This window comes from Acidithrix sp. C25 (genome assembly GCF_904848545.2).
The window spans coordinates 1,335,958-1,351,828 of the sequence record NZ_CAJHCI020000010.1; the positions used below are offsets into that span (position 1 = coordinate 1,335,958).

11 protein-coding genes and 2 pseudogenes are annotated in these 15,871 nt (G+C 46.3%); 11 read left to right on the forward strand and 2 right to left on the reverse strand.

Annotation, left to right across the window (positions count from 1 at the left end):
* Nucleotides 1-6: 6 nt before the first annotated feature.
* A complete protein-coding gene (locus tag ACIDITHRIX25_RS81525; RefSeq protein ID WP_201733564.1) occupies nt 7-1,182 on the forward strand; it encodes a MarP family serine protease in 1,176 nt (391 codons plus the stop codon).
* Nucleotides 1,183-1,381: 199 nt separating this feature from the next.
* Nucleotides 1,382-3,619 (forward strand): MMPL family transporter, encoded by a 2,238-nt coding sequence (locus ACIDITHRIX25_RS81530; RefSeq protein ID WP_201733565.1) that lies wholly within the window; start codon nt 1,382-1,384, stop codon nt 3,617-3,619.
* A gap of 152 nt (nt 3,620-3,771) precedes the next feature.
* On the opposite strand, the gene ACIDITHRIX25_RS81535 is transcribed toward ACIDITHRIX25_RS81530, so the two are convergent.
* Both ACIDITHRIX25_RS81535 and ACIDITHRIX25_RS81540 read right to left on the reverse strand, forming a co-directional pair.
* Nucleotides 3,772-4,713: an SPFH domain-containing protein gene (locus ACIDITHRIX25_RS81535; protein ID WP_201733566.1), complete on the reverse strand. Its 942-nt coding sequence runs from the start codon at nt 4,711-4,713 to the stop codon at nt 3,772-3,774.
* On the reverse strand, nt 4,697-5,212 hold the full coding sequence (locus ACIDITHRIX25_RS81540) for an NfeD family protein (protein WP_201733567.1): 516 nt from the start codon (nt 5,210-5,212) through the stop codon (nt 4,697-4,699). Before ACIDITHRIX25_RS81540 ends, ACIDITHRIX25_RS81535 begins: the two co-directional genes overlap by 17 nt.
* Nucleotides 5,213-5,697: 485 nt before the next feature.
* On the opposite strand from ACIDITHRIX25_RS81540, the gene ACIDITHRIX25_RS81545 reads away from it, so the two are divergent.
* From ACIDITHRIX25_RS81545 to ACIDITHRIX25_RS81585, 9 genes and pseudogenes are all read left to right on the forward strand, one after another.
* Nucleotides 5,698-6,753 carry a hypothetical protein gene (locus ACIDITHRIX25_RS81545; RefSeq protein ID WP_201733568.1) on the forward strand — a complete coding sequence of 352 codons (1,056 nt, stop codon included), beginning with the start codon at nt 5,698-5,700 and terminating at the stop codon, nt 6,751-6,753.
* Nucleotides 6,754-7,327: 574 nt separating this feature from the next.
* Nucleotides 7,328-10,876: a putative bifunctional diguanylate cyclase/phosphodiesterase gene (locus ACIDITHRIX25_RS81550; RefSeq protein WP_213333461.1), complete on the forward strand. Its 3,549-nt coding sequence runs from the start codon at nt 7,328-7,330 to the stop codon at nt 10,874-10,876.
* A 303-nt stretch (nt 10,877-11,179) separates the two neighbouring features.
* Nucleotides 11,180-12,205 (forward strand): IS630 family transposase, encoded by a 1,026-nt coding sequence (locus ACIDITHRIX25_RS81555; protein ID WP_201731809.1) that lies wholly within the window; start codon nt 11,180-11,182, stop codon nt 12,203-12,205.
* A gap of 280 nt (nt 12,206-12,485) precedes the next feature.
* Nucleotides 12,486-13,049 (forward strand): annotated as a pseudogene (locus tag ACIDITHRIX25_RS81560) (IS607 family transposase).
* Nucleotides 13,046-13,423, forward strand: a complete 378-nt coding sequence (locus ACIDITHRIX25_RS81565) for a hypothetical protein (RefSeq protein WP_201733570.1) — start codon at nt 13,046-13,048, stop codon at nt 13,421-13,423. Before ACIDITHRIX25_RS81560 ends, ACIDITHRIX25_RS81565 begins: the two are co-directional and overlap by 4 nt.
* A gap of 2 nt (nt 13,424-13,425) precedes the next feature.
* Nucleotides 13,426-13,758, forward strand: coding sequence for a hypothetical protein (locus tag ACIDITHRIX25_RS81570; protein WP_201733571.1), 333 nt, complete (start codon nt 13,426-13,428; stop codon nt 13,756-13,758).
* 120 nt (nt 13,759-13,878) lie between these two features.
* A complete protein-coding gene (locus ACIDITHRIX25_RS81575) occupies nt 13,879-14,820 on the forward strand; it encodes an IS1634 family transposase N-terminal domain-related protein (protein ID WP_249685762.1) in 942 nt (313 codons plus the stop codon).
* Nucleotides 14,817-15,371, forward strand: a complete 555-nt coding sequence (locus ACIDITHRIX25_RS81580; RefSeq protein ID WP_349632168.1) for a hypothetical protein — start codon at nt 14,817-14,819, stop codon at nt 15,369-15,371. The genes ACIDITHRIX25_RS81575 and ACIDITHRIX25_RS81580 overlap by 4 nt, the downstream gene beginning before the upstream one ends.
* A pseudogene (locus ACIDITHRIX25_RS81585) lies at nt 15,328-15,871 on the forward strand (IS1634 family transposase); the annotation flags it as partial. The gene ACIDITHRIX25_RS81580 and the pseudogene ACIDITHRIX25_RS81585, both read left to right, overlap by 44 nt.

The window sequence follows — 15,871 nt, forward strand, 5'->3', positions numbered from 1 at the left end:
ACAGTAATGGGTTTCAATTGGATTGACCTAATTATTCTGATCGGCGTTGGCTATGCCGCTATTCGTGGTGGGCAACTTGGTGCGGCAGTTCAGCTAGGTTCGTATGGTGGATTTTGGATCGGTCTCTTTCTGGGAGCACTAATAGCACCTCGCGTGGCTGGGTTGATTTCATCTAGCTTTTTGCGTACTGTCGTTTTACTTTTAATTCTCTTTGGATTTGCATCGATCGTTGGTGGCTTTGGTCGTCATCTAGGGAATATAGCTTCGAAAAATTTGAGTCGTTTTCATTTGGGCGGTGTTGACTCGGCCATTGGTGGTGGGGTCGCTGTAGTTGCAACTTTACTTGTTGTTTGGGTAACGTCTGCAATTGCGGTAAACATACCACTAGCAGGTCTATCTGCCCAAGTTGCTGGTTCAAGAATTGTAAAGGGTATTACGGGCGTGATGCCTCCGGCTCCGAGCCTTTTTACTAGAATTCAAGGTTTTGTCGACTCGGCGGGTTTCCCGTCTGTCTTTGCGGCGCTTCCGCCAGCTGTTGCCGGACCCGTAGCTCTCCCAAGTCAAGGTCAGATAAATTCTGTGACCGCCGCCGTGGAGAAGTCGGTCGTCAAGATCGAAGGGATAGGATGCGGCCAGATTCAAGAGGGATCTGGCTTCGTGATTGCTAGTAACGAAGTTGTAACTAATGCGCACGTAGTGGCTGGAACCCATGGAATTACGATTATGGACGCTTTTGGTCAGCACCCAGCCTCGGTGGTCTATTTTAATCCAAAACTTGACATTGCAATATTGCGGACTACGGGATTGGCAGATGCTTCTTTGCCGATTGCAACTTCAGTGGCCGCTCGAGGTGAACAGGGCGTAGTTCTTGGCTATCCGGGTGGTGGGCCACTTACAACCTCCAGTGCGGGCGTAATGGATGCCTTTACAGCCCAGGGTCGAGATATCTACAACCAATCCATCACCGATCGACTGGTCTATGAGCTTGAGGCGATTGTGCGCCCAGGTAACTCTGGGGGACCTATCGTCAATCTTAAAGGCCAAGTTATTGGGGTCGTATTTTCTAGGTCGACTACTAATCCAGATGTGGGATTCGCACTCGCTATGCCAGCCGTATCTCAATCGATTGCCAAGGCGGCTAATTCCACCTCTGCAGTTAGCACTGGCGCGTGTGCCGCATAGAGCTAACTTGCCCATGGGATTGGAGATTCAAAGTCTCATTTAGCAGCAGCTATGCAAAGATATTGTCAGACTTTATCTTTTAACCATATTTTGATCTTGGCAAAGCTTTCGGGCATCTCGAGCGACCATGGATCAAGGTGAATAAGATAAAGATCCATGTATTCCTTCCGAGATGAACAAGTAGTGCATGGTGAGCGCTATGGTTTGGCTTTTTGGGATAACTCCCGAGAAGAATCGTCCCTCGCGATGGGATTTTATATTGTATAGGTGGCTAAAGCGAATTGTAATTGCACATCCGCTCCGGGTCATATTCACATGGGTTTGTCTTCTGGGCGTCTTTGGTTTTTTTGGTTTGCATGCCTCAAGATATCTGCGATCAGGTGGCTATGTACCAGCAAATGCACCTTCACAAGTTGCCAGTAACCTTCTTGCCAAGGAATTTGGTCAGCCATCTAATCTGGGGTTTGTTATTCGGGCAAAGAACGGAGCTATTACATCTAAAAGTTCTATGAGGTCAGCATCAGAGATCTTGTCGAAGCTTCGCTCTAACTCGTCTATTTCTGCAATAGAGAGCTTTATCGGACCAGGTGGGTCTGGCCTGGTCTCGAGTAATAAAAGTGAAGGGTTGATCTTAATAACCGTAAAAGGTAAGACTTCTATGGGTTATTCGGCAACTACCGCTTCCATAGTCAAGGAGATTTTACCGAGAGGTCCTAACGCCTCTTACTCCGACGTCTCAGTCATAGTCGGTGGATTTAGTCAGATTGGAAATGAGATAACCAATCAGACCACCTCGGATTTGAAAAAAGCCGAAACCATCGCTATTCCAATAACATTTCTGTTACTGCTAGTAGCCTTTGGCAGTGTGGTTGCAGCACTTCTTCCTGCGATGTTGGGGTTGGCCTCGATCCCAATGACCTTAGCCGTCCTCTATTTCTTAGCTCGTACTACTCACGTAAGTATCTTTGCGCTCAACATGACTACTGCACTGGGGCTTGGACTTTCCATCGACTACTCGCTTTTAGTGGTAAGCCGCTTCAGAGAGGAACTCGCTCTGGGCTATGACGCTTTGGAAGCGATCGAACGTACGATTGAGACCGCGGGGCGAACTATATTTTTTTCAGCCCTTACGGTAGCGGTTTCGCTGGCTGTTTTGATCACCTTTCCCGTCTACTTTATTCGAAGTTTTGGCTTTGCGGGGATAGCTGTAGTCTTTCTCTCTGCGCTAGCGGCTTTGCTGCTTTTACCCAGTGTCTTAGTCCTTCTGGGAGAGAGAGTGAACTCTTTGGCACTCTTTGCAAAGGCAATCAATCTCGAAGGCGAATCTCATGCTTGGCGAAGACTTTCGACTGTGGTTACCTCGAGACCTTTCCGCTCCGGAGTGCCTGTCGTAGGAGTTCTTCTCATCGCAGCCTTACCATTGATGAACATTCACTTTGGAACTCCTGATCAGAATTCCCTTCCTATCAATGCTTCAGCCCGACAATTTTCAAAGATTTTGGCTACGGACTTTCCATTCAATGAAAATAATTTTATAAATGTTGTGACCTCCACGGCCCTATCTTCAAGTAGCGACGAAAGCTATGCCAAGCAACTCAGCGAGATAGCTGGGGTAAGCCAAGTCTTGTGCCAAGTGGGGATCTATCAAAATGGTACTCTTATCCCTGGATCTAATCGTGCCAATGCATCATCTCATGGCCCAATGGTCAATTTCAATGCATCGTTGTTAGACGTTTCGTTTGCCCCAAACGATCTTTCGCCCCAAGCTCAGAGCATTGTCCACAAGGTGCAAGCAACGCTGGTGCCAGGTGCTGGCAGATCCTATATTTCAGGTTTTACCGCGACCTTGATCGACCAAAACAGCTCTATTGCTAGATCTCTTCCACTAGCTATCGCTCTTATTTCATTGGGTACGTTTATCCTGCTATTTTTATTTACGCGGAGCTTTGTTCTGCCTTTGAAAGCTCTCGTTCTTGATGGTCTCAGCATTGCAGCTAGCTTTGGTTTTGTGGTTTGGGTCTTTCAGGAGGGCCATGCCTTGCGCTTCTTAGGTTTCACACCTCAGCCTCTACCGACTCAACTCTTGGTTTTAATGTTTTGTCTAAGTTTCGGTCTTTCAATAGATTACGAGGTATTTCTGCTCTCTCGAATCAAAGAGGGCCACGACCAAGGTCTAGATACTATAAGTGCGGTTATCAACGGCATGTCTCATACGGGAGGGATAATCACAACTGCGGCATTGATTCTATCGGTGACGTTTTTTTCTTTTGGAAGTTCGTCACTGAGCTTTCTTCAAGTCTTTGGAGTGGGAACAGGTGGCGCTGTCGTTTTGGATGCGACGTTGGTCCGCGGAATTTTAGTTCCAGCAATTATCCGTGTGATGGGAGATGCAAACTGGTGGAATCCAACCGCAAAGTTCACTGATCGATCGCGCTAGTTTGGCCTATGAGGAATCGTTTTTGATTTAGGCAAGTATCGACGTGGCTCACTGATTTCGCCTTACTTGCTGGGGCTGTGGTAAGAGTGCTATCTCTTTATGGTATTTGAAGTATCCGTGGATGGGTTTCCACGGATACTTCAAATGAATATTTAGACGGCATCTTTTGTGATTCGCAGGGTGTTAGAGTTGCCTGGCGATTGGCGTTCTACGATATCTCTAACTCCAGATAAAAGATTGGTAAGTTCCATAGGAAATAAGATCTTGGTCGATGGTGAATTTGCAAGTTCTTTGAGTGCGCCTAGATATTGGAGCAGTATTGTGTTTGGATCAGTGCCTTTGGCGATTTCACCAATGACAGAGAGCGCGCTTGCAAGTCCCTCGGCACGTAGCACTGCCGATTGACGTTCCGCCTCAGCTGTGAGGATTGCAGCCTGTTGGGCGCCTTCAGCCGATAGTACGTCGGCCTGTTTTTGACCCTCTGCAACCGTGATGGCGGCCTGCTTTTTACCTTCGGATTCAGTGACCACAGCACGCCTAGTCCGCTCGGCTGACATTTGTCTCGTCATAGCCTCTTGAACTGCCGGTGGCGGGTTTATCTCTCGTACTTCAACGTTGGTTACCTTCACACCCCATCGTTCGGTGACTTCGTCTAATTTGACTCTTAGTGAGGTATTCATTGCCTCCCTTTTGGATAGGACGTCGTCAAGGGCCATATCTCCTACCACGCTTCTCAAGGTCGTTGCTGCGATATTTAACGCAGCCCCGGAGAAGTCTCTGATGTTTACTACAGAGGTAACCGGATCAAAGACCCGATAAAACATTATGAAGTCGATTGAGATCGGAGCGTTATCTTTTGTTATGGCAGTTTGATGTGGGATCTCGAGAAACTGTTCACGAAGATCCACTAAAGAGATACGATCCGTAATTGGATTTATCATTATCAAGCCCGGACCTTTAGCTCCGCTTGACTTCCCTAAACGAAAAACGACCAGTCTCTGGTAGTCCCTGGTTATTTTGAAGGTCGAAAATAAAGTTCTAACGATAACTCCTAGCAGCACCACGCCTACGACGATTTCAATTATTGTTTTCATTATTCCCCTTGTTGTTTTGAGTTGGGTCGAGGCGCGATTCATCGACGAAGGGAGCTAGTTCTAGGGGATCCAGCGCTACTTTTAGGTGAATTTGGTCGGCTTCGACCACAAAGATCTTTGAGCCCTTTTCGATTGCCTCTCCCATGGCGATAGCGCTCCAACTTTCTCCTTGGACCGAGACCGTTCCCGTAGGATTGAGATCGGTTGTGGCCAGACCTGTTTTTCCCCAAAGGTTCATATGGATGATATCGATGGCGCCTTTGGGCTTGGACAGAATTCCTTTGATGCCCAAGGCCGTGGTGCCTAGGGCGATTACAAAGATGGCAATGTAGATGATGATCGAGATCGACGATGTGCTGGTGGCAATCGATAGTATCGTCACCGCGGCAAAGACAATTGAGGCAATGCCAGCCCCGACCGATGAATGCGGTCCTAGGTGCAGTCCAACTGCGATAATGAGAACGATAAATGCTAGTAAAATAAGTGGAACTACGATCATCGTAAACCTCGCTGATCTATCAACCCTAACTCTATTGCATATTTCATGGCTATATGGATCACTCTTGATCTAATGTTTTCAAATTTATTAGCCATTGAAGGTTCCTAGATTGAAGGGCGCCACTGTGGCGGGTTGAGCTAATTCGATCATAGGGATCCCACCTATGTTATGGTGGCTCTTTTGGGACCAAGGTGCTGCTAGAGGTAGTTGCATTAAGGCTCATCTGCGTGGGAAAATGACTCCCGGTCCTCGGCCCCGTGTGCCAAATGAAAGTACGGATAGTAGTGTCTAGGTGAGCCAATTTTTTGATAGGGTAACCGAATTTGATAATAGGAAGATCCAGGAGCTCACCTATGTCCTGGACTACTAATAAACTTGTTTACCTAATTGGCGATATTAATAGTTGGCATTTGATGCCCCAGTTTTTATTATGAGTGCACGTTAGATTGAAGAGAATCAGTTCTGTAGCTAGCTTTGTAGGTTTATTGGAAAAGTGGAGGTTAGAGAGAAGGTCTCAACCTCGAAACGGGTCGATAAGGTACCTTGGCAGAGTTCTGCTTCTCCTGTTTTTATTATTCGGAATGATGTCGGCTCCAAAAGCCGCTTATGCGAGCTCCAAAGTCAAGTTTCCCAGAGTCTCTACACATAATGGCTTTATTCCGCGACCCCTAGCGTTATGGAATGCTCATGGCGTTACTTTGGGATCCTATCCCCAGATTTGGTATTCCCCCCTGAATCTCAAGCCAATTGTACCCGGAGCATCTAGCGCTGAAGGTACGTGGTCGCCTATTGGTACCAACGCTGGCCCAGGCTATGCCACCTTTGCCACCTATGTCACTCCTTATGCTGGGGCTCCACAGGTGGCGGTTGCATGGATAAATCAAGATTATGCAAGATTGTCACTCTATGCTGGAACATCTCAGCCAGGCGGTAGCTGGCCAAATCAGGGAGCAATACCTCCGTCACTCCAACCTTCACTGATTGCGGCATTTGAAGGGGGATTCTTATTCAACCAATCTGAGGGAGGTTGGTACCAGGGCGGAAAATATGGCCAACCGCTAGTAAACGGAGCGGCTTCGGTCGTAAATTTCCGCAATGGAACTGTTGATATTGGGGCTTGGGGCGTGGACGTTTCGATGTCGCCTAATGTCTATGCGGTTCGACAGAACCTGATTCCTCTAGTCTCAGGTGGCGCCGTCCTGCCAAGTGCTACCTATGATCCGCTTGTAACATGGGGGTTTTCTTTAGGTAATCTTTTATATACCTGGCGGAGTGGACTTGGGATAACCGCAAATGGAGCTTTGATATGGGTTGGTGGACCTGGACTGTCCCCGGCGGCTCTTGGTAATGTACTGGTTTGGGCTGGAGCGGTTCGAGGAATGCAACTTGACATGAATCCCTATTGGGTAAATTTTGCATCCTATTCCTACTCCCCTCTTCGTGGCACATCGGGAAGTAACTTGCTAGCTGCTATGCATTACCCACCTTCGCATTATTTAAATGGCTTTTGGCGCGACTTTATTGCAGTATTTCTTCGTTGATCCTGAGATAGCGTTCAACTTTTTGCCCATTTATTTGATAGATTGGCCAATTGTACCCTCGCCACATCTGTAGGTATTTAATAAACAATGAAGCCGATTGTCTTTTTGCTCAAGATTGCTTATGAGATGGGCTCTTGCATGCCCCATAGCCATTTAGTAATTAGTCTTGGATCTTGCAGCTCTGCCTATGGTTGATGGGTTTAGGAGTAGCGGTTTAAGACTAGTGGGTTGTAATTAGTGGTTGATTCAACGTGATCACGGTGATCAACGTGATCAGTGTGATCGAGATGGCTTTATCGTTCTATTTGTCATGTAATTTTTATCTCTTTGGGTGATATTCCTCATCTTTGATTGAATAGTGATAGTCTGATTAAAGAGTTATTTGCTCATGGATTATGGCCTCTTTAAATTTCGAAATATTGATTTCAAATTTCTATTGAGACGAGAATAATTATCGGCTTTTAGCATAATTTTTTAACAGGGGGAGATTCCTATCGACTCCAATGATAATTTGACGAATATCGATTCGCCAACAAAGACAATTACGGATTTTTTACTCCAACAGGTACTTGACATGACCGAAGTTCCCCTAGATCAATCGGTGAACTCCATCGTGAACCGATTCGTCCGATCCGTCTATATCCATCTTGTTGAGCTAGAAGGTGGTTGCGATGAGAAGGCACATCCCCTGATCGAAAGCGAGCTAGAGGATCGTCTTCGTCTTTATGGTATTTATTTGGATGGACAGCAGCTTTTAGGTGACTTTGTAAATCATGAGAAGCTCCTGGATCGACTTCGTTCTTTTTTAGGGAATCAAAACCGGATTCCAAAAGATCGTTGGTTACGCGCGATCGATCTCCATGAGGTAGAGTTCAGAGAGGCTCACTTGGAGATAATTCGAGCTGAAACCGCCTATTGTGACGGATTGTATAACTTATTTATCCAGATATCGAGAGACTTTGATTCGTTTTGCGCCCTGTCAGAGCAGAGTCTTTTCGACTCTTTGGCTAATTGTGTCACAAAATATTTGGATGCTCATCGCGTAACAATATTTGTGGCATATGGAACAATTAGCACGGGCTTTGACGATCGGGTCACCCGAGTTGCTAGTGGCGGTCATGAGTGTTCACTTTCCTCAAGTGCTCTTTTCGACTCACAAGATCTAATGGTTGGGGCGTTTGATTCGATCCGTCGCGGTGATGTAGTGGTGCAATCACCGGGCTGGCAATATGTCGATGAGACCCAGTTTCTGGAGGCTTATGATTCGAGCCATCCAAGAATAGATTCTGATATCCGCCAAGGTAGGATCTACTTCCCATTTAGGATTTCACAGGCTCGGACTGGAGCGATCGCGATATCGCTTCATGCAAATTCAGTTATTCCTGGAGGAATTAGTCCAATAGTTGATGCACTGGGTAAAGAACTGGACCGAATCTTTCAGGCGAGAGCTGTCATGGTTCGCAATCGACGTTTGGAGTCCGCCAAATCTATACGTGCAAAGATCTTATTTTCTGAATCAGTAAATGAAATTGAGATTATCAAAGAGGCGACACAAGCGTTGGTTCAAGACGAAGTGGTTGCAGGAGCTGCGATCTTTCTTCGTCATGACGAGGACAGTACCCTTAGGGTCGCATACGGATTTGTTGATCCAGAGACTCAAATGATCCTTGATGGCTGGACGATGACCTTCGGGGCTGGAGATGAACTTAGATACCCCCTTGTTGAGTCGCTTATTACGAGGAAAGTAGTAGTAACCCCAGGGGTGCCAGTTGCCGGAAGTGCATCTATGTCCCTTAGACCAGCCATTATGGCCAACTTCGAGCATTCAACTTTGATTCGAGTTCCCATTGTAAAAGATGAATATGGAATCGGAGTTATGGCACTACTTGCATATGACGAAGAAGACAATCTAGTCGACGATCACTTGATCGGTGAGTTCGTCAATATTCAAGAGAGCTCCGTCACCCAAGCCCGTGCGAACCTTGCAAAGGAGACTTCTCGCTGGCTGGCCGAGCTAAATGAGACTTTGCTCGAAAGTGCAGGAGTGCTTGTTTCTGCGCTGACCGAGGAAGAGTTGTTGGACCCACTCTGCAAAGCGCTTGTCTCCAAGGGAGTTTTTAGCACCGGAATCTTTCTAAAGAGGGATAGGAAGTTGCGAACCCTAAGAACCGTGGCAGCCAGTGGAATCGCAGTGGATGAATTTGATCGGTTGTTAGTCGCGTTTGAGTTAGAAAAAAAGAGATCAGTTTTGGCCAAGTTGGCCTTCGGGGATTCGGTTCAAGTCTGCGATCGTAACCATAGGGATGTCGATCTGGCCCATTGGCATAAGCTTCTGCACTCAAATGGATGGATTTCGGCGGTAGCCGCTCCTGTTCGGCGGGACGGTCGCGCATTTGGAGTCTTGATTGTTACCTCTAATCAGCTTGAGGCTCTATCTGACTCCGTTGTACAGATGATAAAGACGGTAGCGATGATGATTGAGCATGGATTTGGTGAGATCGATCTCAAAGTGAGTCTCAACCAAGAGCGATCCCGTCTGAGCACCTTAGCTAGTATGGACTTTTTGACTGGTATCGGCAATCGAGCTGCTTTTGAGTACCAATGCGCGATTGCGCTTGAAAATAGAAAAGATGAGATTATTGCCATTGGAATTTTGGATCTTGATGGCTTTAAGGATTTGAATGACTCTTTTGGCCATCAGGCTGGGGATCGATATCTAAAAGTCTTGAGTCAGAAGATTTTGGAAGCATCTCGCAGTAGCGAAATCGTTGCTCGTTTGGGTGGTGATGAGTTTGGCTTTTGCCTTCGAATCCAAGATGTAAGCGAGATTTCAAGTTTTGTAGATCGAATTAGTGACTTGATCCGTGATAGCACGTTTGAACTGAGCGTTACGGGTAGCTTTGGATGGGCTTTTGCACCTTTGGATGACGCTTCTTTCGACTCCCTCTTAGCTAAAGCAGACGAAGCTCTATATGCAGCCAAATCAGGAGGTGGAGATCAATTTAAGTTCTATGGTGGTGAAGTCGCTCGTAGCGTAGGTGTGCGGAACTCAGTTCGTGAAAAGTTGCCTGATGCGATTGAAAAAGGTGTAGTTAGCTTCAAATATCAACCTAAGGTCCAAATTTCTACGGGAGATGTTTGTGGGTTAGAGATGCTACTTCGCTGGGGAAGCTTTGAGACCTCGGTAGTCATTGGAGAGCTTAAAAACAATCCCGTTTTAGCTCGAAGTGTTGGCAGGTATCTGATCAAAAGAGCCAGATCCGCGCGAGAGATCTTGGATCGTCAAGGGCTAGAGGCAGTGGATCTCTCGTTGAATTTTTCACCGTCGCACTTTCTTGGTTCGGACTTTGAGAATGACTTAGAGCCCCTATCTTCCAGGAGCAGATCCTTCGTAATCGAGATAACTGAAGATGTAGCAATTGAGGATTTTGAAGAAGCTCGTCTTAGAATCTCAGCACTTAAGGGCAGTGGATTTAGGATCTCCATGGACGATTTTGGCAGTGGATTTACCTCTCTTTCTTCGATTGCTAAGTTGACTGTGGATGAGATTAAGATAGACAGGTCTTTCCTCTTAGAGGCTGATAATGATCCAAATACCTATGCTGTATTTAGCTCTTTATTGATGCTTGGGCGACTCGCGAACGCAAGGGTCGTTTTAGAAGGAATTGAAAGCCGAGCCCAAGAAGAACTCTGGGTGACCCTTGGCGGTAAGTTTGCTCAAGGATATCTATATGGTAGACCAAGAGACCTTGGCGAAAGCATTTCGATTATACGAAATCAACCAATAAAACCCAATTTGGATGTGGCTTTACCAGTGGAAGACTTTGAGCTGATAGGCCACTTCTTGCACTTTCAGCACTTTCATACCAATAGTCGATTCCTAAGTTCCACAGATGCCTCATGTGGGCTAGGGGATTGGTTCGATCGACGTTTTGAAAAATGGGGGCTCCTCGATGAGTTCAATAGTGCAAATATGGCACATGGTCGACTTCATATCTACCTTCAAGATGCAAAGTCAAATCTTTCAAGGGCGTATATAGACGAACTGGAAGGCGAAGTTCGCGATAGGATCGTATTACTTGCTCGAGCAATAAAGGCAATCTCGGCAAACAGGACAGGCTAAAGCTCATCAATTGTCTCTATCGTCTAAATTATTAATGGGATAGCGATTAAATTATTAATTGCGAGACTATCACTTCAGTCGCCTGTTTCTATATCGAATAGGGCTCGTGCGCTAGACGTCTAACTCCCCTCTATGTCAAAGTAAGGCTATTTGTTTTAACTATTTGGTTGCCGTGGCATCGTCGTTTCTTTGTGTCTTGTTTGAATTTTCTTGGGTTTTGGCTCTCATCTATTCGCATAACACTCTGAAATGCTCCAATGAGCCCTTTTAATTTCTTGTAAAGTGTGTTAATCTTCTCATGACATGCTTACACCCGAGGAACTCGCCACTATTGAAGCATTCATGGCGAAGACTGAAAACATCGACGAATATAAGCGGGCGCTGGCAGTTCTCACCCTTGAAGATGGGAGTCCCCTCAACAGGACAGGCCTCTCTGTCAAGCATGTACAGCGAATTCGACGGTCATTCCGCAGCATTGGCACTGAGGCATTCAAGGACAAGCGCCATAACAACGCTCCGGTACTTCTCTCAAAGTCTCAAAGAGATGAAGTGGCAATCATGCTCACGACTACAACTCCCAATGACCACGGCTATAGCAGTTCCCCGTTTTGGTCAACACGGATCCTGGCTACAGTACTCAAGCGCAGATACGGTGTTCTCTATGCCTCTAGGACTAGCTATTACGTTCTGTTTCGGGAAAGTAAGTTCAGCTTCCATCTGCCGGGCAAACAGTACGAGAAGGCTGATCCACAAGCGGTAGCTGAATGGAAAGACGAGCAGCAAGAACGTCTGAAAGAGGCATTCTCTGATCCAGATACGGTGATTCTCTGTGAAGACGAGATGGTTCTCACTCAGGCGACAACTACTCAGAAAGTGTGGATACCGAAAGGAACCACACCAGCTGTAATTGAGACCAATGGAACCAGAATGAACCGGAGCATCTATGGGTTTTTGAACCTCAAGACAGGCAAGGAGCATGCATTTGCAACAGAGCGCCAGACTATGCATGAAACAGCGGCCATACTGCTGGCGATCCGCAAGATCTACCCAAGAGAGAAGATTCTGCTTATATGGGATGGGGCAGGATGGCACAGAGGGAGCGTCGCTCAAGAGGCAATTAGGGAGCATCACATCGAAGCAGTCCATTTCCCTCCGTATTCTCCGCAACTCAATCCCCAGGAACACGTTTGGAAGCAAGGGCGCTCTGCTGTAACCCACAATCGCTTCATTCCCAAGATTGAACCAGTCACAAAGGAATTAGTCGACTATCTCAACACGACGACATTCCCATACTCTTTGCTTGATTTCAAGGAGCAAGTCAGAGTGTGAGCTCTATAGTGTCTCTTTTGGTAATTTCCTTGTAGTATGCGGAATTAATGATTTGTGCCTTTGTTTTACCTTATGAGCGATAGAGCTCGATAAGAAAAGGACATAGGAATAAGCTCCGACCAATTGGATTAGTAATCGATGAGAATGATCGCAAATACCTTGAATCGGTGATTAGAAAGACTACCGCACCTGCAAATCAGGTATTTCGAGCAAAGATTGCCTTGATGTGTGGTGACGGGGTTGTAACAGTTGGCACAAAGATGTTCTATAACGATATGTAATGAACTTACGTGAGTGGGCACTGTCCCAAGGTATACATCCTCAAACGGCATATAAGTGGTATCGTGCCGTACTCTGCCTGTCCCTGCGCTAAAGTAGGGCAACCCATATTGTGGGAGATCTAGAGTCTCAACCGTCCGTATCTAAGTCTGCCGTCATATATGCACGAGTGTCTTCTGTAGATCAAAAATCAGACCTAGATCCTCAGGTTGCCAGAGTTCTTACCTGGGCTACAGAGCAGGGGTACTCAACAGATCGCGTAGTCACAGAAGTTGGTTCGGCCCTTCGCAGACATAGGCGAAAGTTTCTGTCGTTACTTAAAGACCCCACTGTAGACACAATTTTGCTACAGCACAGAGACCGCTTCTGCCGGTTTGGAGCTGAATATATAGAGGCTGCACTTGAGGCTCAGTCCAGGAAATTGGTTGTGGTAGACCCAGCCGAGGTAGATGACGATCTAGTGCGCGACGTCACGGAACTGCTCACGTCTCTCTGTGTCCGCCTCTACGGTCGCAGTTCGGCTACTAACAAAGCTCAGCCTGCTATTGATGCGGTGTGCTCATGATCGCAGTAATGCGGACAAAAGCACAGGCTCAGAAAGTGTCCGAACTAACTGTGTGTAAAGTTCTTCTTGACGAAGGTAACCCAACAAGGAAAGTATCGCTCACCGGAGATTTCGAGCAATACCGAGATGCACTAGAGTCAGTCAGCGTACTATTTTGCAGCTATGTGACGATACCGGCGAGAAGGTTCACTTTGATCGTTGCCGCATCTCCTGACGGCAAGGTGCTGTACGTAGTCACCAGTGGCCCTAATGGATATGAGATCGAGACAATTAGCTTGACCTCGAATCCTCCCACGATTTCCAACACTACCATCTTCCTAGCGGAACTCCAACCGACATCGCAATATCTCCAGACGGTAGTCATCTCGGGGTAACTTTGAATACCTCCGCTTCGCAAAACGTATCCACGGGTGAAGTGGCGATCTATCAGGTCAATCGAGATGTGATTCAGTCTTCAACTGCGCCAGCAATAATCCCAATTGCTACCACAATTCCAAATTCTCTGGCAATGAGTAACTCCTCAGTCTTCGTAACACCGAGTGCCATCACCACCAAAAATAACAAGAGCTTTTACAACTTTTCGAGTTTCGATATAGCAAGTGGTAACGCCAACTACACAACTGCCCTAACCCATCTTTCGCAGAATTCCCGAAAAATCGCCCCAATTGGCCCCTTTGAGTTGATTTTTGAGGATTTTCGGCTTGGGTGATTTATAGATTTCCTGGTAGATGGGTATTAGGTCTTTTTGGGTCGCGAATGTAGTGTCCTAATTTTTGAGTAGTTTTGATTATGACTTGCATTAGCTCTGACATGGTGCTATTGTCTTGTTGTGTTTATCCGTGAAACTCCAACAGTTAATAAAAAGACCGGCGTTAGCTACAGTAAGTACCAACTCGTTGAGTCCTACCGCTGTGAAAAAGGTCCCCGTCAACGTATAGTAATGACCTTGACCGAACTGGACCTGGATAAGTCATTGTGGCCAGCTCTGGCCAATGCAATTGCCCAGAGACTCTCTGGAGTAACCTCACTCTTTGAATCAGATCCTATTATTGCCAGATACGTCGATCTAGCAATCACTAAGTATGCAATTCGTTCCGAAGTTGCAGCCGCTAAAGAAACAAGAGCTACTGAGGCTGACCTTGAGATGGTGGATCTCTCTAGTGCTAAGACTATCAATAGTAGAAGTATCGGTCCAGAACTCATAGGAAACTCGTTCTATGAAGCTCTTAGCTTCGATAAGATCCTAGAGAGTGCAGGTCTATCGGGTGAATCCCTTGGTATTGCCAAGGCAACGATAATAGCTCGTCTTATTCATCCTGGATCTGATCGAAAGACGTATTCGTATATCAACTCCAACTCTTCATTACCTGAGATATGTGGTATCGATCTCTCTAAGTTTCACAAGGATAAGGTCTATGCAATTGCAGATAAGCTCTATGACGCTAAAGGCGTCATAGAGCCAGCACTCTATAGAGCTAGCTCTGATCTCTTTAGGACGAATACCAGGCTCTTTCTCTTTGATCTAACTAACACCTACTTCGAAGGTTCTACTAGGGGGAACTCCCTAGCTAAACATGGACATTCCAAAGAGAAGCGTTTTGATTGCACATTAGTTTCTCTGGCACTACTTGTTGATCACAGGGACTACCCATCTACTCAGAGATACATGAGGGCAATACCTCTGAGCCTAGAACTCTCATTAGCGTACTTGATGCCTTGGAGTCTCTATCGGATGGATCTCTCTTTGGGGATGTTGTTCCTACCATTGTGATGGATAGGGGAATTGCTACCAAGGCAAACCTAGAACTTCTTATTAAGCGCAATCTCAACTACGTAGTAATTGAGAGAGCTAACAAAAAGAGTCTCTATCGAAGCCATTTCATGGAGATGGAAGGCTTCACCGAGATCTACGATGCCCAAGGATCCCCAGTACTGGTGAAAAAGCTCCAAGTGGAACCACAAAAGCCACAAGGACAAGTGAAAACACAAGTACAAGGACAAGTGCAAACGCTAGAAGAAGACACCGGCACTGACGACAATAACAGTTACACCACCTCCGGCAACACTAGCAACAGTATCAGCAACAGCAGCAACGACACCAAAATCATCAAGAGCGACAGTAGCACCGACACTGACGAATATATCCGTAATGGTGCCACCGGCAACAATATCAGCGACAGCACCGACACTGATACTAACGCCACCTCCATCTCCTCCTCTTCCTCTCCACCTCCATCTCCTCCTCTTCCTCCAACAACAACACCACAACCGTGGTGTTGTGTCGTTCTTTGGGAGATCCAAGAAGGAATCAGCGATCTCTAGTCAAGCTAACGAGAGATTCTTAGTAGATATCACTTCGTTGAATACCTCAATCACAAAGGGTTCTATATCTAAGACCACAGTTGTCTCAGAGCGTATCGGACGCATCAAGGCCAAGTACCCAAGTATTGCTTCCAAATACGAGATATCCCTTGAATATCATCAAGACCATGGCAAGATCATCAAAAAGAGACGCTTTGACAAAGTAATCAATCTCACTATTACAGAAAAACCCACTAAAGCCAAAGATGATAATCTCCAAGGAGCCTACGTCATAGACACCAGCCATAGCGAGCTAGATGCAGGTGAGATCTGGAATATCTATACGACTCTCACTAAAGTAGAAGATGCCTTTAGATCCCTCAAGAGTGATCTTGGACTTCGACCGGTCTATCATCAACTAGCTAGCCGAACTGCTGCTCACCTCTTCATCTCAGTACTTGCCTATCACCTCCTTAGTGCTATTGAGCTGACCTTGAGGCAAAATAACGATAAGAGAAGAT